The sequence below is a fragment of the Pseudomonas sp. PA-4-8C genome (assembly GCF_021606625.1).
In the GTDB taxonomy this organism is placed as follows: domain Bacteria; phylum Pseudomonadota; class Gammaproteobacteria; order Pseudomonadales; family Pseudomonadaceae; genus Aquipseudomonas; species Aquipseudomonas lactis.
Map to the genome: position 1 here is coordinate 1 of NZ_WKCD01000070.1, position 22,591 is coordinate 22,591.

Annotated in this window: 21 protein-coding genes and 2 pseudogenes; 5 read left to right on the forward strand and 18 right to left on the reverse strand. The window is 62.0% G+C overall.

Going from position 1 to position 22,591, the window contains the following annotated elements:
• From GIW04_RS13445 to GIW04_RS13460, 3 genes are all read left to right on the forward strand, one after another.
• A partial coding sequence (locus tag GIW04_RS13445) for a SidA/IucD/PvdA family monooxygenase (protein WP_236479004.1) occupies positions 1–533 on the forward strand: 533 nt, incomplete at its 5' end.
• A gap of 173 nt (positions 534–706) precedes the next feature.
• The gene (locus GIW04_RS13455) at positions 707–1,927 is read left to right on the forward strand and encodes a putative DNA modification/repair radical SAM protein (protein WP_003192321.1); all 1,221 of its coding nucleotides are present in this window, start codon (positions 707–709) and stop codon (positions 1,925–1,927) included.
• Positions 1,924–2,757, forward strand: coding sequence for a TIGR03915 family putative DNA repair protein (locus tag GIW04_RS13460; RefSeq protein WP_003192320.1), 834 nt, complete (start codon positions 1,924–1,926; stop codon positions 2,755–2,757). Before GIW04_RS13455 ends, GIW04_RS13460 begins: the two co-directional genes overlap by 4 nt.
• A 262-nt stretch (positions 2,758–3,019) precedes the next feature.
• Here GIW04_RS13460 and GIW04_RS13465 read toward each other — a convergent pair whose 3' ends face one another.
• From GIW04_RS13465 to ctlX, 7 genes and pseudogenes are all read right to left on the reverse strand, one after another.
• Complete coding sequence (locus tag GIW04_RS13465) at positions 3,020–3,517, reverse strand: Lrp/AsnC family transcriptional regulator (RefSeq protein ID WP_003192319.1); 498 nt, start codon at positions 3,515–3,517, stop codon at positions 3,020–3,022.
• A gap of 4 nt (positions 3,518–3,521) precedes the next feature.
• Positions 3,522–4,352 carry an ABC transporter ATP-binding protein gene (locus GIW04_RS13470; protein ID WP_003192318.1) on the reverse strand — a complete coding sequence of 277 codons (831 nt, stop codon included), beginning with the start codon at positions 4,350–4,352 and terminating at the stop codon, positions 3,522–3,524.
• Between the two features lie 3 nt (positions 4,353–4,355).
• Complete coding sequence (locus tag GIW04_RS13475; RefSeq protein WP_003192316.1) at positions 4,356–5,069, reverse strand: ABC transporter permease; 714 nt, start codon at positions 5,067–5,069, stop codon at positions 4,356–4,358.
• Entirely contained in the window at positions 5,066–5,767 is a 702-nt protein-coding gene (locus tag GIW04_RS13480) for an ABC transporter permease (protein WP_003192315.1), read from the reverse strand. Before GIW04_RS13480 ends, GIW04_RS13475 begins: the two co-directional genes overlap by 4 nt.
• A 137-nt stretch (positions 5,768–5,904) precedes the next feature.
• Positions 5,905–6,684 carry an ABC transporter substrate-binding protein gene (locus GIW04_RS13485; RefSeq protein WP_003192314.1) on the reverse strand — a complete coding sequence of 260 codons (780 nt, stop codon included), beginning with the start codon at positions 6,682–6,684 and terminating at the stop codon, positions 5,905–5,907.
• A gap of 227 nt (positions 6,685–6,911) precedes the next feature.
• Positions 6,912–7,957 (reverse strand): annotated as a pseudogene (locus tag GIW04_RS13490) (ornithine cyclodeaminase).
• Between the two features lie 11 nt (positions 7,958–7,968).
• Positions 7,969–8,895 (reverse strand): citrulline utilization hydrolase CtlX, encoded by a 927-nt coding sequence (ctlX, locus tag GIW04_RS13495; protein ID WP_034134285.1) that lies wholly within the window; start codon positions 8,893–8,895, stop codon positions 7,969–7,971.
• A 283-nt stretch (positions 8,896–9,178) separates the two neighbouring features.
• Between ctlX and GIW04_RS13500 the strand changes: the two genes are divergently transcribed.
• The gene (locus GIW04_RS13500) at positions 9,179–10,075 is read left to right on the forward strand and encodes a GNAT family acetyltransferase (RefSeq protein WP_080765526.1); all 897 of its coding nucleotides are present in this window, start codon (positions 9,179–9,181) and stop codon (positions 10,073–10,075) included.
• Between the two features lie 43 nt (positions 10,076–10,118).
• Here the strand turns inward: GIW04_RS13500 and GIW04_RS13505 are convergent, their stop codons facing one another.
• From GIW04_RS13505 to GIW04_RS13530, 6 genes are all read right to left on the reverse strand, one after another.
• The gene (locus tag GIW04_RS13505; RefSeq protein WP_034134286.1) at positions 10,119–10,400 is read right to left on the reverse strand and encodes a hypothetical protein; all 282 of its coding nucleotides are present in this window, start codon (positions 10,398–10,400) and stop codon (positions 10,119–10,121) included.
• A 393-nt stretch (positions 10,401–10,793) separates the two neighbouring features.
• Positions 10,794–11,813, reverse strand: a complete 1,020-nt coding sequence (locus tag GIW04_RS13510; protein WP_003192309.1) for a branched-chain amino acid aminotransferase — start codon at positions 11,811–11,813, stop codon at positions 10,794–10,796.
• Positions 11,814–12,017: 204 nt separating this feature from the next.
• Entirely contained in the window at positions 12,018–13,397 is a 1,380-nt protein-coding gene (gene lpdA, locus GIW04_RS13515; RefSeq protein WP_057711227.1) for a dihydrolipoyl dehydrogenase, read from the reverse strand.
• 4 nt (positions 13,398–13,401) lie between these two features.
• The gene (locus GIW04_RS13520) at positions 13,402–14,667 is read right to left on the reverse strand and encodes a dihydrolipoamide acetyltransferase family protein (RefSeq protein ID WP_120248863.1); all 1,266 of its coding nucleotides are present in this window, start codon (positions 14,665–14,667) and stop codon (positions 13,402–13,404) included.
• Positions 14,668–15,726 (reverse strand): alpha-ketoacid dehydrogenase subunit beta, encoded by a 1,059-nt coding sequence (locus tag GIW04_RS13525; protein WP_005789444.1) that lies wholly within the window; start codon positions 15,724–15,726, stop codon positions 14,668–14,670.
• A 1-nt stretch (position 15,727) separates the two neighbouring features.
• On the reverse strand, positions 15,728–16,963 hold the full coding sequence (locus GIW04_RS13530) for a 3-methyl-2-oxobutanoate dehydrogenase (2-methylpropanoyl-transferring) subunit alpha (RefSeq protein ID WP_003192305.1): 1,236 nt from the start codon (positions 16,961–16,963) through the stop codon (positions 15,728–15,730).
• 195 nt (positions 16,964–17,158) lie between these two features.
• Here GIW04_RS13530 and bkdR point away from each other — a divergent pair, with 195 nt between their 5' ends.
• A complete protein-coding gene (gene bkdR, locus GIW04_RS13535) occupies positions 17,159–17,647 on the forward strand; it encodes a Bkd operon transcriptional regulator BkdR (RefSeq protein ID WP_003174877.1) in 489 nt (162 codons plus the stop codon).
• A 546-nt stretch (positions 17,648–18,193) separates the two neighbouring features.
• Here the strand turns inward: bkdR and GIW04_RS13540 are convergent.
• The 5 genes and pseudogenes from GIW04_RS13540 to GIW04_RS13560 form a co-directional block, all read right to left on the reverse strand.
• On the reverse strand, positions 18,194–19,597 hold the full coding sequence (locus GIW04_RS13540; protein ID WP_120248872.1) for an amidase: 1,404 nt from the start codon (positions 19,595–19,597) through the stop codon (positions 18,194–18,196).
• Positions 19,594–20,862 (reverse strand): Zn-dependent hydrolase, encoded by a 1,269-nt coding sequence (locus tag GIW04_RS13545; RefSeq protein ID WP_120248871.1) that lies wholly within the window; start codon positions 20,860–20,862, stop codon positions 19,594–19,596. The genes GIW04_RS13540 and GIW04_RS13545 overlap by 4 nt, the downstream gene beginning before the upstream one ends.
• 13 nt (positions 20,863–20,875) lie before the next feature.
• Positions 20,876–21,571: an ABC transporter ATP-binding protein gene (locus GIW04_RS13550; protein WP_044274693.1), complete on the reverse strand. Its 696-nt coding sequence runs from the start codon at positions 21,569–21,571 to the stop codon at positions 20,876–20,878.
• Positions 21,571–22,320 carry an ABC transporter ATP-binding protein gene (locus tag GIW04_RS13555; protein WP_120248870.1) on the reverse strand — a complete coding sequence of 250 codons (750 nt, stop codon included), beginning with the start codon at positions 22,318–22,320 and terminating at the stop codon, positions 21,571–21,573. The genes GIW04_RS13550 and GIW04_RS13555 overlap by 1 nt, the downstream gene beginning before the upstream one ends.
• A pseudogene (locus GIW04_RS13560) lies at positions 22,317–22,591 on the reverse strand (branched-chain amino acid ABC transporter permease); the annotation flags it as partial. The gene GIW04_RS13555 and the pseudogene GIW04_RS13560, both read right to left, overlap by 4 nt.

Genomic DNA, 22,591 nt, shown 5'->3' on the forward strand with positions numbered 1-22,591 from the left:
TCGGTGCCGAGCGTGAGCGTTTGGTCGCCGAGTACCAGAACACCAACTACTCGGTGGTGGACCTGGACCTGATCGAGCGCATCTACGGGATTTTCTACCGCCAGAAAGTCTCCGGCATCGCCCGCCAGGCGTTCCGCACCCTCACCGTGGTAGAGAAAGCCACCCCAGGCCCGCTGGGTATCGAACTGGCCCTGCGCAATAGCGCCACCGGCGAAACCAGCCTCAACCATTACGACGCGGTAATCCTGGCCACCGGCTACGAGCGCCAGATGCACCGTGAACTGCTGGCGCCGCTGGAGGCCTACATGGGCGACTTCGAAGTGGCCCGCGACTACCGCATCGTCACCGACGAACGCTGCAAGGCCGGCATCTACATCCAGGGCTTCAGCCAGGCCAGCCATGGCTTGAGCGATACCTTGCTGTCGGTGCTGCCGATTCGGGCGGATGAGATTGCGGCATCGTTGTATGAGCACGATCGAAACCGCGACAAAGGACGTTCGGTGCAGGACTTGCTCCTGGCTACTGCCAGCTGACCGATCCCCTGTAGGAGCGAGCTTGCTCGCGAAGAACGTCAACGATAACGCGCCTCATCTGAATGAACGCGGCGCTCTTGCCTTCTTCGCGAGCAAGCTCGCTCCTACAGACGGCACTTGTGACAAGGTGTGGCTATTGGTACTGTACAAAAAACCAGTATCGGTAGCCTTCCATGCAGTTGATCGAAAAACTCAGCATCCTCGCCGACGCCGCCAAGTACGACGCGTCCTGCGCCAGCAGTGGTGCGCCCAAGCGCAGTTCCGAGGGCAAGGCGGGGCTGGGTTCCACCAATGGCATGGGCATCTGCCACAGCTACACGCCTGATGGCCGTTGTGTGTCATTGCTCAAGGTGTTGCTCACCAACTTCTGCCTCTACGACTGCCAATACTGTGTCAACCGCCGCTCCAGCGACGTGCCCCGTGCGCGCTTCAGCCCCGAGGAGGTGGTCACTCTGACCCTGGATTTCTACAAGCGCAATTGCGTCAGCGGGCTGTTCCTCAGTTCCGGCATCATCCGTTCGTCGGACTACACCATGGAGCAACTGGTGCGGGTCGCCAAGCTGCTGCGCGAAGAGCATGACTTTCGCGGTTATATCCACCTCAAGACCATCCCCGATGCCGACCCGGCCCTGATCGCCGAGGCCGGCCGTTATGCCGATCGCCTCAGCGTGAACATCGAACTGCCCACCGACGCCAGCCTGCAAACCCTGGCGCCCGAGAAGCAGATCGGCTCGATCAAGCAGGCCATGCAGACCATCTACACCGGCGAGCAGACGGTGCTCAATGAACCCCGCGCGCCTCGTTTCGCCCCGGCCGGGCAGAGCACGCAGATGATCGTCGGCGCCGATGACACCGACGACAGCACCATCCTGCACGGTGCCGAGGCGTTGTACGGCAATTTCAAGCTGCGCCGTGTGTATTACTCGGCATTCAGCCCCATTCCCAACAGCCCGAAAAGCGTGCCTTTAGCCGCGCCGCCGCTGATGCGCGAGCACCGCTTGTACCAGGCTGATTTCCTGTTGCGCAGTTACGGTTTCCGCGCCAATGAGCTGTTCGCCGGCCCCGGTGACCTGGCACTGGATATCGACCCCAAGCTGGCCTGGGCCCTGGAGCACCGCGAGGTGTTCCCCCTGGACCTGAACCGCGCCGAGCCCACCCTGATCGCACGTATCCCCGGCATCGGCCTGCGCACCACCCAGCGCCTGGTCGACCTGCGCCGTGAACGCAAGATCCGCTTCGAAGACCTGGCGCGCATGCGCTGCGTGTTGGCCAAGGCCAAGCCGTTTTTCATCACCAGCGACTACCACCCGCAACAGGCCGACAGCACCAGTGTGTTGCTGCGTGAACAACTGCGTGATCGCCCGCAGCCGCAACAGATGGGGCTGTGGGGATGATCAGCCTGGAATGCGACAACCTGTTCAGCACTTGGCGCGAACAGGCACGCTGGTTGCTCAGCCATCAGGTCGACCCTAGCCAGGTGAGCTGGGGCCAGATGCAGGCGGCAGACCTGTTTGCTACCGATCAACCGATCCCACCAGGGATGGGGCCGTTTCAGGCGCGCATACCCAAGGCGTTGTTGCAATTACTGGAGTCCGCTGCCTGTTATCACGGTGATCAGCGCTGGAGCCTGCTGTATGAAGTGCTGTGGCGGGTCAGCCATGGTGATCGCACGGCCATGCTGGCAGGGGACAAGCTTGGCAGCGAGTTGCAACGGCGCATCAAGCAAGTCAGCCGGGAGGCCCACCACTTGCACGCGTTTGTGCGCTTCATCGCGCTGCCGGCCGGGGCCGGGCCGGAACTGCCGGAGTACGTGGCCTGGCATGAGCCGGCCCATGACATTCTCAAGAGCGCCAGCGAGCACTTTGTCGGGCGCATGGGCCGCCACCGCTGGATGATCGCCACGCCCCTGGACGGGGTGTACTACGACGGCGAACAACTGATTCATCAGCGCCGGTGCCCCGAGGCCTGGCAGCAACTGGCACAGAATGTTGAAGATCCCCACAGCGCCATGTGGCTGACCTACTACAGCCACATCTTCAACCCGGCGCGGCTCAATCCCAAAGTGATGGAAGGGCATTTGCCCAGCCGCTTCTGGAAGAATTTGCCGGAGGGCAAGTTGATTCCGGGGCTGATCAGTGAAGCCCGCACGGGCAAGCAGAAAGATGGGCAGGCGAAGCTGGTGGGTGCCAAGCCAGGCAAAAGAATATTAAGTGGGCAGGGGTGAATGATCGTTCCCACGCTCTGCGTGGGAATGCCACCCTGGACGCTCCGCGTCTGCTCTTGAAGTTTTGTGACGCGGAGCGTCATTGGATGCATTCCCACGCAGAGCGTGGGAACGAGCTAGCTGGATCAGGCCAGTTCGGTTGATCGTTCCCACGCTCTGCGTGGGAATGCCACCCTGGACGCTCCGCGTCTGCTCTTGAAGTTGTGACGCGGAGCGTCATTGGATGCATTCCCACGCAGAGCGTTGGAACGAGCCAGCTGGATCAGGCCAGTTCGGTCGCGGTGTTCTTGACCACCGCCAACTCCGGATGCGCCACCAACTTATCAATGTGCAACTCATCATTGTTCAACCAGGTCTCGGTCAGCACCCGGTAATGCTCCATGTCGCGGCAGCGCATGCGCAGGCTGTAGTCGAACGGCCCGCTGATCAACTGGCATTCGAACACCTGCGGGCAGGCTTTGACGCAGGCTTCGAAGGCCTTTTGCGCCGAGCGCCCGCTTTGGTTGGACAAGGCCACCAGCACCAGCAGCGACAGCCCCGGTGAGACCATCTGCACATCGATGATCGCCCCATACCCACGGATCACCCCGCGTCGCTCCAGTTTGCGCACCCGTTCCAGGCAGGGCCTGGGGGTGAGGTGCACCAGCGACGAGAGCTTTTCGTAGGTGATACGCCCCTGATGTCTGAGTACGTCGATGATCGCTTCGTCGATGCGATCCAGCGTAGGGGAAGAATGGGGTCCGTTGGCCTTGGTATCCATGAGTTCACTTCAAACGGTTGGAAAGAAATTGCTGCAAGCGTTCGCTGGTGGGATGGTCGAGGATCTCGGCGCCGCCGTGTTCCTCTACTCGGCCCTGGTGCAGGAACAGCACTTGGCTGGACACCTGGCGGGCAAAGCCCATTTCGTGGGTGACCATCAGCATGGTACGACCTTCCTCGGCCAACGTCTGTATGACTTTGAGCACTTCTCCTACAAGTTCCGGGTCCAGGGCCGAGGTGGGTTCATCGAACAGGATAATCTCCGGTTCCATTGCCAGCGCGCGCGCAATGGCCACGCGCTGCTGCTGGCCACCGGACAGGAACGCCGGATATTGGTCCGCCACGCGGCTCGGCAGGCCGACCTTGTCCAGGTACAGCCGCGCACGCTTCTCGGCTTCGGCGGCGCTCACGTTCAGCACCCGGCGCGGGGCCATGGTGATGTTTTCCAGCACGGTCATGTGGCTCCACAGGTTGAAGTGCTGGAACACCATGGCCAGGCGCGTACGCAGGTTTTGCAGTTGCGCCTGGTGGGGCGCACGGGTGCCGGCGCGGCCTGGTTGCATTTCGATGCTGATACCGTCCAGGGTGATCACCCCGGCGTCAGGCTGTTCCAGAAAGTTGATGCACCGCAGCATCGTGCTTTTGCCCGAACCGCTGGCGCCGATCAAGCTGATCACATCGCCCTGGCGTGCGTTGAGGGACACGCCCTTGAGCACTTCGTGTTCGCCGTAGCGTTTATGGATACCTTCGACTTGCAGCTTGATGGCCGCCGTGGCGGTGTTGCCGACGGGTACATCCATTGGATAAGCGGCCAGGGCCTGCGCGGACTGATTCATGAGTTAGCCTCGGGTAGGAACAAGAAAGCGCATCCAGCGACGTTCGGCCAGCCTGAACAGGCCCACCAGTGCAAAGGACAGCAGCATGTAGAGCAGGGCGGCGATGCCGAAAGCCTGGAAGGTCAGGAACGTCTCGGCATTCGCATCGCGGGCGACCTTGAGGATGTCGGCGACGGTGGCGGTGAACGCCAGCGACGTGGCGTGCAGCATCAGGATCATTTCATTGCTGTAGGCCGGCAGGGCACGACGCAAGGCGGCGGGCACGATCACAAACAGGTTCAGCCGCCAGCCGTGCAGGCCATAGGCGCGTGCCGCTTCGATCTCGCCATGGGGAATGTTGCGGATCGCCCCGGCGAAAATTTCCACGGTGTAGGCGCAGGTGTTGAGCACAAACGCCAACAGCGTGCAGTTCAGCGCATTGCGGAAAAACTGGTTGAGCAAGGCGTTGTCCTGCACCACCTCCAGGCTGTACAGCCCGGTGTAGCAAATCAGCAGTTGGATATACAGCGGCGTACCGCGGAACAGGTAGGTGTAGACCTCCACCGGCCAGCGCAGCCAGAAATGCTCTGACACGCGTGCCAGCGCCAGGGGGATCGACAGGCCGAAGCCGAGCACCACCGAGATAATGAACAGCCACAAGGTCATGGCAACACCGGACACACCGCTGCCATCGCTGAACAGGTAGGCCAGGCCGTATTGCTGGAACAGTTCGATCATCGCGCCATCCCCTTGATGCCCAGGTTATAGCGCCGTTCCAGGCGCTTGAAGATGCGGTTGGAGAGAGTGGTAATCACCAGGTACACCAGGCCCGCGAGGATCAGGAAGTACAGCGGCTCACTCGTGGACTTGCCAGCGTTCTGCGCGGCCTTGACCAGGTCTGACAGGCCGATGATCGACACCAGCGCCGTGGACTTGAGCAGCACCAGCCAGTTATTGCCCAGGCCCGGCAGGGCAAAGCGCATCAGTTGCGGGAACAGCACCAGGTGAAAGCGCTGCCAGCGGCTCAGGCCGTAGGCGGTGGCGGCTTCCAGTTGGCCGGCCGGCACACTGAGGATCGCGCCCCGGAAGTTCTCGGTGAAATACGCCCCGTAGATAAACCCCAGGGTGACCACCCCGGCGGTAAACGGGTCGATTTCAACGTAGTTCCAGCCGAACGCTTCGGTCAGGTCGTTGAGCCACAGTTGCAGGCTGTAAAAGATCAGCAGGATCAGCACCAGGTCCGGCACGCTGCGGATCAACGTGGTGTAGAGCGTGGCCGGCACACGCAGCCATTTGGCGCTGGAGAGTTTGGCGCCAGCGGCGACCAGGCCCAGGGTAAGGCTCAGAGCCAGGGCGAGGAACGCCAGCTTGAGCGTCATCCAGGCACCCTGGGCCAGCATCGGGCCGTAGCCTTGCAGGTTGAGGAGGTCGTTCATGGGGAAATCTCGAAGGAGCGCACGTATTTATTGTGGGAGCTGGCTTGCCTGCGATCGCGGTGGTGCGGTCACGGCATGGGTGCCTGAACCACGGCTATCGCGGGCAAGCCCGCTCCCACATGGGCACGGGTTGCCGGTTACTCGTTGTAGATGTCCTGATCGCCAAAGTATTTCTTCTGGATCTTGGCGTAGGTGCCATCGGCCTGGACGGCGGCTATGCCCTTGTTGATCAGCTCACGCAGAGCCTGGTCGTTCTTGCGCAGGCCCATGGCGATGTCCAGGGGCAGGGTTGGGTCCTTGAAGGCCGGGCCGGTCTTGAAGTCGGCGCCTTCGGGTTTGGACAGGAAGTTGAGCTGGGCTTCGAGCTTGTCCGTCAGGGTGGCGTCGAGGCGGCCATTTTGCAGGTCGGCATAGTTCTGTTCCTGGGACTGGTACGCCTTGATCTGTGCACCGAGCTTGGCCAGGTGCGCGCGGGCATAGGCTTCCTGCAACGAGCCTTGCAGCACGCCGACCTGCTTGCCGTTCAGCGACTCGGGGGTGTCACCGAAGGTGGCGTTTTTGCGGGTGATCACCGAGGTGGGGCTGAGGAACAGCCGGTCAGTGAAGTCGATGACTTTCTCGCGGGCCGGGGTCACGGCCATGGAAGACATGATCGCGTCGAACTTGCGCGCACGCAGGGCCGGGATCATGCCGTCGAATTCGTTGTGCACCCAGGTGCATTTCACTTCGAGCTTGGCGCAGATGGCGTTGCCCAATTCGATATCGAAGCCTTGCAGGCTGCCATCGGCGGCGACGGATTCGAAGGGCGGGTATTCGGGGAACACGCCAAACCGGATTTCTTTCCAGTCCTGGGCGTGGGCGGCGGTGGCGCACAGTGGCAACAGCAACGCAGCGAAGAGTGATCGCAGAGGAGTCATGTGTCGGTCCCTATATTTTGTAATTGATGTCAGGGGCAGTGAATAACTGGGAGCAGAGAATGCTTCATGATGGTGCGTTTTTTGTGTCGTTTACCCCCTGCGCAAAGCGCAAATTGCGCTGTTAAAACATGCAATGCAGCGGAATCGGCTGTGACACCGGCAAAATCGGCTTTTAACCCAGCAGAATCTGGCCTGCCCTGGGCGCAAAGCGGCAGGCCAGAGCGGTTTCAAGCGCGCTTTTTATGCTGTACCAAAGGTTGCTGGGCCAGGCGTGCGAACAGGTTTTTCGGGTCGGCCAGGTCCGGCACCAGCTCCAGCTCACTGCCCACTTCCAGGGCTTTGGCCACGTCCAGTACGTAGCGCAGGGCCGAGTAGTCTTCGATGGCAAAACCCACTGAGTCGAACAGGGTGATTTGGCGGTCATTCTCGCGGCCCGGCTGTTGGCCGTTGATCACTTGCCACAGCTCGGTGACCGGCGAATCTTCCGGCATATGCTGGATTTCGCCTTCGATGCGGCTTTGCGGTTCGTACTCGACGATCACCCGGGCGCGCTCGACGATGCGGCGGTCCAGCTCGGTCTTGCCCGGGCAGTCACCGCCCACGGCATTGAGGTGCATGCCTGGCTCGATCATCTCGTCAGTCAGGATGGTGGCGTAGGCCTTGTCCGCAGTCACGGTGGTGACAATGTCCGCGCCTTTGACCGCCTCGGCGACGCTGGCGGCCAGGATCACCTTGATCGCCGGGAACGCTTTGAGGTTGGCGGCGAGCTTGGCGGTGGCCTGGGCGTCGATGTCGAACAGGCGGATTTCAGTAATGCCGAGCATGGCGTGGAAGGCCAGGGCCTGGAACTCGCTTTGCGAGCCGTTGCCGATCAACGCCATGCTGCGGCTGTTGTCGCGCGCCAGGTAGCGGGCTACCAGGGCAGAGGTGGCCGCGGTGCGGATCGCGGTGGTCAGGGTCATTTCGGCCAGCAGCACCGGCTTGCCGGTGTCGACATCGCCCAGGGCGCCAAAGGCCATCACTGTGAGCATGCCGGCCAGGGTGTTTTTCGGATGGCCGTTGACGTACTTGAAGGCGTACAGCGAGGCGTCGGACACCGGCATCAGCTCGATCACGCCATCCGGTGAATGGTTGGCCAGGCGCGCGCATTTTTCGAAATCCTGCCAGCGCAGGTAGTCGGCGCGAATGTAGTCGGCCATCTCGAAGATGCAGGTTTGCAGGCCTTTTGCGATACCAGGTAGCTGAGGTCGTTGACGTCGATATAACGGGTCATGGCAAGACTCCTTATTGAAATGAGGGACGGGCCGGCAGATGCACTTCGGCCAGCATGCAGCGGGCACTGCCGCCGCCGATGCGTTCGATGTTGTCGATATTCACCACCACCGGCCGCGTATGGCGCTCCACATGCTGGCGCTGCGCCGGGTACAAGGCGCCCCAGGCACTGGCGGACATCACCAGCAATGGCTGGCCGTCGCGGTCGTGGACTTCCAGCATGTTGCCGGCGAAGGCTTCCAGCTGGTCGAAGTCCAGGCTGAGGATGTCCTTGCCGGTGTCACGCAGGGAGCGTTCCAGGGCCAGGCGCTCGCTGTCGTCGGGCAGGGCTTGCAGGCACACCACCGCGAGGTCGCGGCCAACGCTCATCATCACGTTGCTGTGGTAGATCGGTGCCTGGTGACGGTCCAGGGCGTGGAACACGCAGAGTTGGTAGTCGAGGCGCTCGGCAAACTGGCGCAGCGCCGCATGGTGGGTGCGCCCCGAATGGCAGGCGTAGCTGATGCGGTGCTGGCGGTCGAGCACCATGCTGCCGGTGCCTTCCAGGAAGATGTTCTGTTGTTCCAGGTGGCTGAGGTCGATGGTGGCGTTGATCGAAAAGCGTTGCTCCAGGACTTGCAGCACGCCCTTGTTGCGCTCCAGTCGGCGGTTCTGGCCTTCCATGGGGTAGAGCACCAGGCTGCCGTCGGCATGGCTGCTCCACCAGTTGTTGGGGAAGATCGAGTCGGGCGTGTGGGGCGCCAGCGTGTCCTGCACCACCAGCACTTCCACGCCGTGCTGGCGCAGGGTGTCGACATAACCGTCGAACTCCTCCAGCGCTTTGTGCTGTGCACTGAGCGGGTCCAGCGGCGGGCGTTGGAAACGGTTGTTGATCGCGGTATCCGGGTTGAAGGCAAAGCGCGCCGGGCGGATCATCAGGACGGTGTTGGTGGTTTGCATGGGGGCACGGGTCCGTTGGGGATCTTGTGCCGCTATTTTGTGCGTTGTGGGGAAAGGATCCCGGCTGAAACAGCGGGGTGGCTCAGCCAAGAAAGCTGAAAACGGGAGTGGCGCAGCCGAATCGGCTGCCAAGTTGAAATGCAATCAAACTGTGGGAGCTGGCTTGCCTGCGATAGCGGTGTGTCAGCCCCATTAATCTGACTGATACACCGCTATCGCAGGCAAGCCAGCTCCCACATTGGTATTGTGGTGTTTGTTATCGCTGTGTCAGCCAGGAGGAACCATGTCTACCGCTGTTCGCCTTGCCCAACCCTCAGATGCCGAGGGCATCAGTGAAGTCATCCTGGCTGCGCTGCACAGCAGCAACGCGCGTGATTACCCCGCGGATGTGATTGCGCGGGTTGCCAGCAACTTCACCCCCGACGCGGTGCTGGCGTTGCTCCAGCGGCGGGTGGTGCTAGTGGCAACGGAGGATCAACTGATCGTCGCTACGGCGGCACTGGATGGCAATGTGGTGCGCTCGGTGTTCGTCAACCCGGCACTGCAAGGGCAGGGCATCGGCCGGCTATTGATGATCGAAATCGAACTGCGCGCCCGTGAAGCCGGCGTGACGGTCTTGAGCGTGCCGTCCTCGCTGACGGCGCAAGCCTTCTACGCCAAGCTGGGTTTTCACAACGTGCGTGACGTGTACCACGGCAACGAGCGCACGTTGGTGATGGAAAAGGCGCTGTTGTCCCGCCACCCCATCGGGCCGTATCGCGACCGTCAGCACCGTGCCCAGGTGATTGAGTTATGGCAGCAGGCGTTTGGCTATGACACGGCCCATAACCTGCCGAGCCTGGCGATTGATAAGAAACTGACGGTCAATGACGGGTTGTTCTTTGTTGCCACCGACAACAACGCTGTGATCGGTACCATCCTCGCCGGCTATGACGGCCATCGTGGCTGGTTGTATTCGGTGGCGGTGCATACCGACTATCGGCGCCATGGCCTGGGATCGTCGCTGGTGCGCTATGCCGAACAGGCGTTGACGGCGCTGGGTTGCATGAAGATCAACCTGCAGATCACCGGCGGCAATGACGCGGTGGTGGGGTTTTATGAGGCGCTGGGGTATGGGGTGGAGCCGAGGATCAGTATGGGTAAGAGGATCGTTGAGTGTATTCCAGGGCAAAGTAGATGACCGACAGCACTCTGATCACCCGTCTAACCTTTGAGGCTTACGCTTATTTTTTTTTCTGCTTCGCGGTATAGCCTTTCATTGCCGCAAAAGCATTCGCCAATTTCAGAAACAGGATCTTGTCGTCAATATCCCCTTCGACATCGCCGTCACCGTCGGCATCCCCCGGGCTTGAGGAACGGTCATAAAAACCATTTTTCTCGCTGGAACTGGCATACACCAGAAGAGGGTCGGGATCGTTGGGGGCATTCAGTACTTCCATCAATATTTCTTTGCTTGCGTCACCTTCGAAGTCATCTGTCGTGAGGTGAATAATAAAGCTGCCCATGAGGTGTCTCCTTGAGGTTTGGTGAGAATCCAGCCTCTGCATTTATAATCCCGATCCCTGCGCATCTCTACTGTCAAACTTGACAGGGTGGATGCATTTACAGTTGATCGTTCCCGCGCTCTGTGTGGGAGTTCCGCCTGGGACGCTCCGCGTCCCGCTGGACAACTTAGGGTTTTGTGAGGCCCTGGGGGAATGGGGTGGGGCTGAAGATCAGTATGGGCAAGAAGATTGCAGAGAATATTGCGCCACGTTCTTGAAGGCGCAGAAACCAGTGTGGGAGCTGGCTTGCCTGCGATAGCGGTGGGTCTGTAGCCAATATGCTGGCTGACAGTTTGCTATCGCAGGCAAGCCAGCTCCCACAAGTTTTTGTGGTGTCGCTGGAGTTTGTGGCTGTTAGACCTTGACGATCCAACCCGCTGGCGCTTCCACATCACCGGTCTGCACACCGGTCAGTTCTTTGTAGAGCTTCTGGGTGATCGGGCCCACTTCGGTTTCGCTGTGGAATACGTGCAGCTTGCCGTTGTACTGGATGCCGCCGATAGGCGAGATCACGGCAGCGGTACCGCAGGCGCCGGCTTCCTTGAATTGGTCCAGCTTGTCGATGAACACTTCGCCCTCGACCACTTCCAGGCCCAGGCGGGTCTGGGCCAGTTCGATCAGCGACAGGCGGGTGATGCCTGGCAATACCGAAGGCGACTTCGGCGTGATGAACTGGTTGTCGTGGGTGATCCCGAAGAAGTTGGCCGAGCCGACTTCTTCGATTTTCGAATGGGTCATCGGGTCCAGGTAGATCGCGTCGGCGAAGCCGGATTTCTTCGCTTCCGAACCCGGCATCAGGCTGGCGGCGTAGTTGCCACCGACCTTGGCGGCACCGGTGCCTTGCGGCGCGGCGCGGTCGTAGCCGGAAATCTGGAAGTTGTGCGGCACCAGGCCGCCCTTGAAGTAGGCACCGACCGGGATGCAGAACACCGAGAAGATGAACTCCGGCGCGGTACGCACGCCGATGTTGTCACCGGTGCCGATCACGAACGGGCGCAGGTACAGCGCGCCGCCGCTGCCGTACGGCGGGATGAAGCGCTCGTTGGCCTTGACCACTTGCTTGCACGCGTCGATGAACGCGTCGGTCGGCACTTGTGGCATCAGCAGGCGGCCACAGCTGCGCTGCATGCGGGCAGCGTTCTGGTCCGGGCGGAACAGGTTGATCGAACCGTCCTTGCAACGGTAGGCCTTCAGGCCCTCGAAGCATTGCTGGCCATAATGCAGGGCAGTGGAGCCCTCGCTGATGTGCAGCACATTGTCGTCGGTCAGGGTGCCTGCTTGCCATTCGCCGTTTTTCCAGACCTGGAGAAACCGCTTGTCGGTCTTGATGTAGTCAAAACCCAGCTTGTCCCAATTGATGCTCTCGTTACCCATGACACCCTCTATCTCTGGTCAAGTCGGATTTTTTTCTGGATGGGCGCAACAATACTGCATTCTTGGCCGGTGTGGGAGCTGGGCGGCGGACCATTCAACCTCTGCATTGGCTGATCCACCGCTATCGCGGGCAAGCCCGGCTCCCACATTGGAATGCATTTCAAGTGTGGGAGCTGGCTTGCCTGCGATGGCCACGCCGCAGTTTTACAGGTGCAACGCGTGCCCCAACGCCCGCAACGCCGCTTCCTGCACCGCTTCACCCAGGGTCGGGTGGGCATGGATGGTGCCCGCTACGTCTTCCAGGCGCGCGCCCATTTCCAGGCTCAGGCCGAACGCGGTCGACAGCTCGGACACCCCAGCCCCCACCGCTTGCCAGCCAACAATCAAGTGATTGTCGCGCCGTGCCACCACCCGCACGAAGCCGGCTTTGGACTCCAGCGTCATGGCCCGGCCATTGGCGGCGAACGGGAAGCTCGACACGATGCAGTCCAGGCCGGCCGCCTTGGCCTCGTCCGGGGTCTGGCCGACCACCACCAGTTCCGGGTCGGTAAAACACACCGCGGGTATCGCCGCCGGGTTGAATTCGCGGGCTTTGCCGCTGATCAGTTCGGCAACCATTTCGCCCTGGGCCATGGCCCGGTGCGCCAGCATCGGCTCGCCACTGAGGTCGCCAATGGCATACACGTTGCGCATGCTGGTCTGGCAGCGGCTGTCGATCTTGATCGCCGCGCCGTTCATGTCCAGGTTCAGTGCTTCGAGGTTCCAACCCTGGGTGTTGGGTTTGCGCCCTACGGCTACCAGCACCTGGTCGGTGTCCAGTGCCAAGGTGTCGCCGCTGGGCGCACGCACTTGCAGTTTGCCGTCGGTAAAACCGGTGACGCTGTGTTCCAGGTACAGCTTCACGCCGAGTTTCTTCAGGGATTCAGCCACCGGCAGGGTCAGCTCGGCGTCGTAGGCCGGCAGGATGTGGGCCTGGGCCTCGACCACACTGACGTCGGCACCGAGCTTGCGGTAGGCAATTCCCAGTTCCAGGCCGATATAACCACCGCCCACCACGATCAGGCGCTTGGGCACGTGTGTCGGTGCCAGGGCTTCGGTGGAGGAGATGATCGGCCCGCCAATCGGCAGCATCGGCAGGTTGACGCTCTTCGAACCGGTGGCCAGCAGCAGGTGTTCGCACTGGATGCGCTGCTCGCCCACCTCGACAGTCTTGCCGTCGATGACCTTGGCCCAGCCATGGATCACCTGCACCTTGTGCTTCTTCAACAGCGCGGCGACGCCGGTGGTCAGGCGGTCAACGATGCCGTCTTTCCATTCCACGCTCTTGCGGATGTCCAGGGTCGGTACATCCACTTCAATGCCCAGTTGCGAGCCCTGGCTATGGTGCACGGTTTGCTGGAACTGTTCGGCCACATGAATCAGGGCCTTGGAGGGAATGCAGCCGATGTTCAGGCAGGTGCCGCCCAGTGCCTGGCCTTCCACCAGGATGGTCGGGATGCCCAGTTGGCCGGCGCGAATCGCCGCCACATAACCGCCAGGGCCGCCGCCGATAATCAGCAGCGTGGTATGCAATGTCTGAGTCATGCCCTTACTCCAGGAACAGGCTGGCGGGTTGTTCGAGCAGGCCGCGAATGGCCTGGATGAATTGCGCCGCGTCCATGCCATCGACCACACGGTGATCGAAGGAGCTGGAGAGGTTCATCATTTTGCGCACCACGATCTGACCCTTGATCACCATCGGCCGCTCAACGATACGGTTGACGCCGACGATGGCCACTTCCGGGAGGTTCAGCACTGGCGTGCTGACAATGCCGCCCAGGGCGCCGAGGCTGGTCAGGGTAATGGTCGAACCGGACAGCTCTTCACGGCTGGCCTTGCCTGTACGTGCGGCGTTGGCCAAACGCGCGATTTCTTCGGCAGTGCCCCACAGGCTGCGAGCTTCGGCGTGGCGCACCACCGGCACCATCAGGCCCACGTCGCTCTGGGTGGCGACGCCCACGTGCACGGCGCCAAGGCGCGTGATGACCTGGGCTTCGTCGTCGTAACGGGCGTTGATCTGCGGGAAGTCGCGCAAGGCGACAACCATGGCCCGTACGATAAACGGCAGCAGGGTCAGCTTGCCGCGTGTCGCACCGTACTTCTCGTTGAGGTGCACGCGCAACTCGTCCAGGGCGGTGACGTCGATCTCTTCCACGTAGCTGAAATGCGCGGCGCGGCGGGTGGCGTCCTGCATGCGCTGGGCGATCTTGCGGCGCATGCCGATCACCGGGATCTGGTGTTCGTCAGTACGCTCGGCATACGGGTTGGCGGTGCGGGCGCCCGTCGCCGGGCCCTGGCGCAGGTAAGCCTCCAGGTCTTCATGCAGAATCCGGCCCGCCGGGCCGGTGCCCTGCACCAGGCGCAGTTGAATCCCGGCATCCAGTGCATGTTTGCGCACCGCGGGCGAGGCCAATGGGCGTTCGCTGGCTTCACGGGCCACGGGAGCTTGCGGCGCTTTCACCACCGCAGCCGGTTTGCTTTCTACCGGCGCCTGTACCGGTTTGGCTTCGGCCACGGGAGGCGCGGCCTTCGCAGGTTCGGCAGCCACCGGCACATCCTTGGTATTGCCTGCGCCTTCCACTTCAATGCTGATCAAAATACTGCCCACTGCCATGACCTCACCCGGCTCGCCGCCCAGAGAAATCACCTTGCCATGGACCGGCGAGGGAATATCCACCATCGCCTTGTCGGTCATCACATCCGCCAGCACCTGGTCTTCAACCACCAGGTCGCCGACCTTTACATGCCATACCGACAGTTCAACTTCCGCGATGCCTTCGCCAATGTCCGGCATCTTGATAACGTGCGTGCCCATTCAGACCTCCATGACCCGTTTCAACGCCGCGCCCACTCGGGACGGCCCTGGGAAATACGCCCACTCCTGCGCGTGCGGGTAGGGGGTGTCCCAACCGGTGACGCGTTCGATCGGCGCTTCCAGGTGGTGGAAGCAATGCTCTTGCACCAGCGAGACCAACTCGGCACCAAAGCCGCAGGTGCGCGTGGCCTCATGCACCACCACGCAACGGCCGGTCTTTTTCACCGACTTGACGATGGTCTCCAGGTCCAGCGGCCACAGGCTGCGCAGGTCGATAACCTCGGCGTCGATGCCGGTTTCTTCGGCGGCAACTTGCGACACATATACGGTGGTGCCGTAGGTCAGCACGGTCACGGCCGAACCCGGACGCACGATGGCGGCCACGTCCAGCGGCACGGTGTAGTAACCGTCCGGCACCTGGGCTTGGGGGTGTTTGGACCACGGCGTTACCGGGCGGTCGTGGTGGCCGTCGAAGGGGCCGTTATACAGGCGCTTGGGTTCGAGGAAGATCACCGGGTCATCGTTCTCGATGGAGGCGATCAGCAGGCCCTTGGCGTCATAGGGGTTGGACGGCATCACTGTGCGCAGGCCGCAAACCTGGGTGAACACCGCTTCGATACTCTGGCTGTGGGTCTGGCCGCCGTAGATGCCGCCACCGCAGGGCATGCGCATGGTCAAGGGCGCAGTGAACTGGCCGGCCGAGCGATAACGCAGGCGCGCCGCCTCGGAAATGATCTGGTCGGTGGCGGGGTAGACGTAGTCGGCGAACTGGATTTCGGCGACCGGGCGCAAGCCATAGGCGCCCATGCCCACGGCCACACCGACGATGCCGCTTTCCGAGATGGGCGCGTCAAACACCCGCGAGCTGCCGTACTTGGTCTGCAAGCCTTCGGTGCAACGGAACACGCCGCCGAAGTAGCCGACGTCCTGGCCGAACACCACCACGTTATCGTCACGTTCAAGCATCACATCCATGGCCGAGCGCAGGGCCTGGATCATGGTCATGGTGGTGGTGGTCATGGCGGTTTCCAGTTCAATACTGTTGTTGTGGTCGTTCATGTCACACCCCCAGCTCTTGACGCTGGCGCTTCAAGTGCTCCGGCATCTCTTTATAGACATCCTCGAACATGGTCGCGGCGCTTGGAATCTGGCCACCGGCCAGGGTGCCGTACTGTTCGGCTTCCTTCTGCGCCTTGACCACTTCGGCTTCAAGCTCGGCACTGACCGCCGCGTGTTCCTCTTCGGACCACTGGCCAATCTTGATCAGGTGCTGCTTGAGGCGGGCAATCGGGTCGCCCAGGGGGAAGTGGCTCCAGTCGTCGGCGGGACGGTACTTGGATGGGTCATCGGAGGTGGAGTGCGGGCCGGCGCGGTAGGTGACCCACTCGATCAGGGTGGGCCCCAGGTTGCGGCGCGCACGCTCGGCAGCCCAGGCCGAGGCAGCGTACACGGCGATAAAGTCGTTGCCGTCCACGCGCAGGGAGGCGATGCCGCAACCGACGCCGCGTCCGGCGAAGGTGGTGGCTTCACCGCCAGCGATGGCCTGGAAGGTGGAGATGGCCCACTGGTTGTTGACCACGTTGAGGATCACCGGCGCGCGGTACACGTGGGCGAAGGTGAGGGCGGTGTGAAAGTCCGATTCCGCGGTGGCGCCGTCGCCGATCCAGGCCGAGGCGATCTTGGTATCGCCCTTGATCGCCGAGGCCATGCCCCAGCCCACGCCCTGGACGAATTGGGTGGCGAGGTTGCCGGAAATAGTGAAGAAGCCCGCCTCCTTGACCGAATACATGATCGGCAACTGGCGGCCCTTGAGCGGGTCGCGCTCGTTGGACAGCAGTTGGCAGATCAGGTCTACCAGCGGCACGTCGCGGGCCATCAGGATGCTTTGCTGGCGGTAGGTGGGGAAGCACATGTCGTCGATATTCAAGGCCAGGGCCTGGGCGCTGCCGATGGCTTCTTCGCCAAGGCTTTGCATGTAGAACGACATTTTTTTCTGACGCTGGGCGACCACCATGCGGTTGTCGAAGATACGCGTCTTGAGCATCGCACGCATGCCGCGGCGCATGATCTCGGTGGAGACACCCTCGGCCCACGGGCCAAGGGCCTGGCCCTGGTCGTCGAGCACGCGGATCAGGCCCTTGGCCAGGTCGGCGGTGTCGGCCGGTTCTACGTCGATGGCGGGTTTGCGTACCAGGCCGGCGTCGGTCAAACGCAGGTAGGTGAAGTCGGTCTTGCAACCTGGGCGGCCCGAGGGTTCGGGAACGTGCAGGCGCAGCGGTGCATACGGCTGGGTCATGGCTTTCTACGCTCTATCTTGTGAATTTCTTGTAGTGGGCGCGCTAGCTGACAGTCAGTCTTCGGGTAGAAGAAATCTTGTCCTACAACAATCATAGGCGTGGCGTAGAAGAATATTTATCTCTGTTTCATTGCGTCGCCGGCTATTTGCGGATAAAAAAACTGCATAAACATAATAAACAGGTGATTTTGTCTCATGCGCAAACTGGACCGTACCGATATCGGCATTCTCAACGCCCTGCAGGAGAATGCCCGGATCACCAATGCCGACCTGGCCCGCTCGGTCAACTTGTCGCCCACGCCGTGTTTCAACCGGGTCAAGGCGATGGAAGAGCTGGGGTTGATTCGGGAGCAGGTCACGCTGCTGGACGCTGATTTGCTGGGGCTGCACGTGAATGTGTTCATCCATGTGAGCCTGGAGAAACAGAACGAGCTGGCGCTGCAGCAATTTGAAGGGGCGATCTCGGACCGACCGGAGGTGATGGAGTGTTACCTGATGGCGGGTGACCCGGACTATTTGATCCGCGTGTTGGTGCCCACGATTCAGTCGCTGGAGCGTTTCATGATGGATTTTTTGACTAAGGTGCCGGGGGTGGCGAACATTCGCTCCAGTTTTGCCTTGAAGCAAGTGCGCTACAAAACCGCGCTGCCGTTGCCGGCCAACGGCATCAGCCTCGGTTCCTGATTCAACACGGGACAAAATGTGGGGCTTGCCTGTGATGACGGCACCCCGCGATCCAACTGTGGGAGCTGGCTTGCCTGCGAAGACGGCCTCACAGTCAATGCAGCTGGATTGTGTACATATCCATTCCTGCGGTAACGGCCACTTAGGGTTCCGCCCTGACGGCGGCTCACTTTCGAAAAGCGCGAAAGTAAGCAAAGCGCTCTTGCCCCACCACTCGGCACCTCGCTTAGGCTCGGTGTGCCCGTAATCCGCCAGTGATTTGGGGGGCCGCCGCCACGCGCCATCCATGGCGCGGGGCGGCTAAACCGGCATCCCTGCCGGTTTACCCCCCAAATCCCTGTCGAATTCCGGCCAGCGTGGTTTAACGGGGCGCCTGAGATCAAGATCAAAAGCAGATCAAGAGCGGCTCGCTTCGCATCGTGGTTACCGTTGGCTGCTACAACCTACAAAATTGTGTAGAAGCTGCGACGGCGGTGTGTCAGAGGTCAATGTGCTGATTGAACCAGCGCTATCGCAGGCAAGCCAGCTCCCACAGTTGTAGGTATTTCAGGTCGGGATTTTCGGTGTGTGCAAGTGCGCTGTGGGGAATGCCTGTGCATACGCGTGACACACCCTAAGTACCTGTTCATCGGCAAACCGCGCGCCCACCACATGCAAGCCCACTGGCAAGCCATTTGCCGCCAACCCGCAGGGCACTGACGCCGCCGGTTGCTGGGTGAGGTTGAACGGGTAGGTGAACGGCGTCCATTCCATCCACTCAGTCATTCCCGAACCCGGCGGTACGTTGTGCCCGGCTTCGAACGCGGTGATCGGCATCATCGGTGACACCAGCACATCGTAATGCTCATGGAAAGCCGCCATCTGTGCGACCAGCGCCGCCCGGGCTTCCAGGGCTGCGTTGAAATCATCCAGGCTCAAGCGCTCGCCCCGTTGTGCAATGCGTAGCAGCCCTGGGTCCAGAAGTTGCCTTTGCGCCTCGCTCATCGTGCCGGTCAGGCGTGCTGCGCCGGCAGCCCATAGGGTGCTGAACACCTCCAGCGGGTCGCTGAAACCGGGGTCGATCTGCTCGACATGGGCGCCCAGTTGCACTAGGCCCTCCACAGCCTGGGCAACTACGCTGGCGACCTGCCGGTCGACTTTCACATAGCCGAACGTGGGGCTATAGGCGATACGCAACCCCTTCAAGTCCGCTCCTGGAGCGAGCCAGGGCGTGGTCCTTGGCGCGCCGATTAGGCCGTCCCGCGCATCTGGCTGCGCCACGGCTTGCAGCATCAGCACGCTGTCTTCCACGGTGCGCGTCATCGGCCCCAGGTGCGACAGGATTGTCATGGAACTGGCCGGCCATTGCGGCACATAGCCGAAGGTTGGCTTGATCCCGAAGGTGCCGGTAAACGCACAGGGAATGCGGATCGAGCCACCGGCGTCGCTGCCCTGGTGCAGCACGCCCAGGTTCAACGCCGCTGCCGCACCGGCGCCTCCGGAGGAACCACCGGCGGTAGTGCGCGTGTCCCACGGGTTGCGGGTGATGCCGTACAGCGGGTTGTCGGTCACGCCTTTCCAGCCGAATTCCGGCGTAGTGGTCTTGCCCAGCAGCACAGCGCCGGCCTTGCGCATGAAGGCCGAAAAGGGCGCGTCCACGTCCCATGGGCCCTCGGCACTGGAGGTGCGCGAGCCTTTGCGCGTGGGCATGCCGACCGTCAAGGTGAGGTCTTTGATCGACGCCGGTACGCCATCCAGTGCGCCGCAAGGTTCGCCTTTGAGCCAGCGCTGTTCCGACGCTCGCGCCGCGTCCAGTGCGCCTTGCGGGTCGACATGGCAGTAGGCATTCACCACCGGGTTGTAGCGCTCGATGCGCAGCAGCGCATCTTCAGTAACCTCCACGGGGGACAAGCTTTTGTCGCGAAAATGCTGCAACAGTTGCACCGCTGTCAGTTGGCCAATCTCACTCATGCCAGATCCCCCTGGGCCGCGTTCACCATGGCGCGCAGCAACACCGCGCAACCCGCCGCCAGGTCATCCGGCGCGGCGTTTTCGATTTCGTTATGGCTGATGCCGCCTTCGCACGGCACAAAGATCATCCCGGCCGGGCCCAGTTCGGCGACGAAGATCGCGTCATGCCCGGCGCCGCTGACGATGTCCATATGGCTCAAGCCCAATGCCTTGGCACCTTCACGCACGGCATTGACGCAGGCCGGGTGGAAGTCCAGCGGCGGGAAGTCGGCGGTGGGCGTCAGTTCAAACGTCAAGCCGTGGCGGGCAGTGGAGTCCTCGATCACGCTACGCACTTCGTCGACCATGGCTTGCAGCTTGTCGGCGTGCAGGTGACGCAGGTCGATGGTCATGTTTACTTGGCCGGGGATCACGTTGCGTGAGCCAGGGTGCAGGTTCAGGCAGCCGACGGTACCGCAGGCGTGAGGCTGATGCTGATGGGCGATACGGTTGACCGCGCTGACCACCTCGGCAGCGCCCACCAGGGCGTCCTTGCGCAGGTGCATGGGTGTAGGGCCCGCATGCGCCTCCACGCCAGTGAGGGTCAGGTCGAACCACTTCTGGCCCAGGCAGCCCATCACCACGCCCAGGGTAATGGCCTGGTCCTCCAGCACCGGGCCTTGCTCGATATGCGCTTCGAAATAAGCGCCCACCGGATGGCCCAGCACCGCACGCGAACCGGCATAGCCGATGCGCTGCAATTCGCTGCCTACCGACAGGCCTTGGTCGTCGCGCTTGTCGAGGGTGTCCTGCAGGTCGAACTTCCCGGCAAATACCCCGGAGCCCATCATGCACGGCGGGAAGCGTGAGCCTTCTTCGTTGGTCCATACCACCACTTCGATGGGCGCCTGGGTTTCGATCTGCAAGTCATTGAGCGTGCGGATCACTTCCAGCCCGGCCATTACCCCGTAGCAACCGTCGAACTTGCCGCCGGTGGGCTGGGTGTCGATATGGCTGCCGGTCATCACCGGGGGCAGGGCGGGGTTGCGGCCAGGGCGCCGGGCGAAAATATTGCCGATGGCATCCACACTGACGCTGCACCCGGCGGCTTCGCACCACTGCACAAACAGGTCGCGGGCCTGGCGGTCCAGGTCGGTGAGGGCTAGGCGACACACGCCGCCCTTGGCCGTGGCGCCGAGCCGGGCCAGGTCCATCAGCGACTGCCACAAGCGGTCGCGGTTGATCAGCGGGGCATTGCTCTGGAGCGGTTGCGCAAGACTGTTCATCAGGAATCTCCACTCAGGCACTCAAGGCCAGGTAACGGTTTTTGATGCTCGGGTCGGCGCGGAAGTCAGCGGCGCTGCCTTCGTACACCACGCGGCCCTGTTCGAGCACGTAATGGCGGTCGGCGAGCTTGTCGCAGACCATCAGGTTCTGTTCCACCAGCAACACCGGCAGGCCCTCGTCCTTGACCTTGCGCAGGATCTTCACCAGCTCGTCAACGATCACAGGGGCCAGGCCTTCAGTGGGTTCGTCGAGGATCAGCAGCTTGGGATCGTTCAGCAGGGCGCGGGCGATGGCGAGCATCTGCTGTTCGCCGCCGGACAACGCGTGGCCGGCGTTTTTGCGCCGCTCCTTGAGGCGCGGGAACATGGCGTATACGTCTTCCAGTTGCCAGCGGCTGTGCTTGCGGGCGGCGATGCGCAGGTTTTCTTCCACCGTCAGCAGGCGGAAAATTCCGCGGTTTTCCGGTACCAGCGCCAGGCCTTGGCGCGCAATTTCAAAGATCTTTTGCCCGACCAGCGCCTGGCCGTTGAAGTGGATCTGGCCCTGGCGCGGGCAGATGATGCCGAGGATGCTGCGCAGGGTGGTGGTCTTGCCGGCACCGTTACGGCCGAGCAGGGTCACCAGTTCGCCGGGGTTGACGCTCAGCGACACACCCTCCAGCACATGGCTTTTGTCGTAGTAGGAATGGATATTCTCGACGATCAGCATCAGGCAGCCTCCCCAAGATAGGCAGTGCGCACACGTTCATCGGCGCGCACGAATTCCGGCGTGCCTTCCACCAGAATCTGCCCATGGCTCATCACCGTGATGCGCTGGCTGATGGACATGACGATGCTCATGTTGTGTTCGATCAGCAGCACCGTATGGTCGCGGCCAAGGTCGCTGATCAGTTGGGTCATGATCGGGATATCGTCGATGCCCATGCCCGAGGTGGGCTCGTCGAGCATCAACAGTTTGGGTTTGGAGCAGATCGACATGCCCACCTCCAGCACCCGTTGCTGGCCGTGGGACAACTCACCGGCCAGGGTGTCGGCGCGGGCCGTGAGTTGCAGGCGCTCCAGCACCTGGTCGGCCATCTCCAGGTGTTCACGCTTGCTGTCTACCCGGCGCCAGAAATTCAGGGCGCGCGCGCCGTCGCGGCCCTGTGCAGCCAAGCGCAGGTTCTCGCGCACGCTGAGGTTCTGGAACAGGCTGGTGAGTTGGAACGAGCGCGCCATGCCCAGGCCGACGCGGCTGTGGGCGGGCGTGCGCATCAGGTTCTTGCCGTCGAAATGAATCGCGCCAGCGGTGGCCTGGCGCTCACCCGTGAGGCAATGGAACAGGCTGGTCTTGCCGGCGCCGTTGGGGCCTATGATGGTGTGGATGGTGCCGGCTTCAACCTTGAGGTTGACGCCATTGACCGCATGGAACGCGCCGTAGGCCAGCTCCAGGTTTTGGGTTTCCAGCAAGATACTCATAGCCCGTCCTCCTTGGCGACGACCACGGGTTTGCGCGTGCCGCGCACCTTCTCGAACAGCGACGCGAGGCCGCCCCACAACCCGCCGCGCATGAAGATCACCACCAGGATCAGGATCACCCCCAGCAGCATCAGCCAACGCGGCCACAGGTCGGAGAGAAAGTCGCCCAGCAGCACGATGGAGCCGGCGCCCAGCAGTGAGCCGAACAGCGAGCCGGTGCCGCCGACGATGGTCATGATCAGGATGTTCTCGGACATCGCCAGGTCGATAT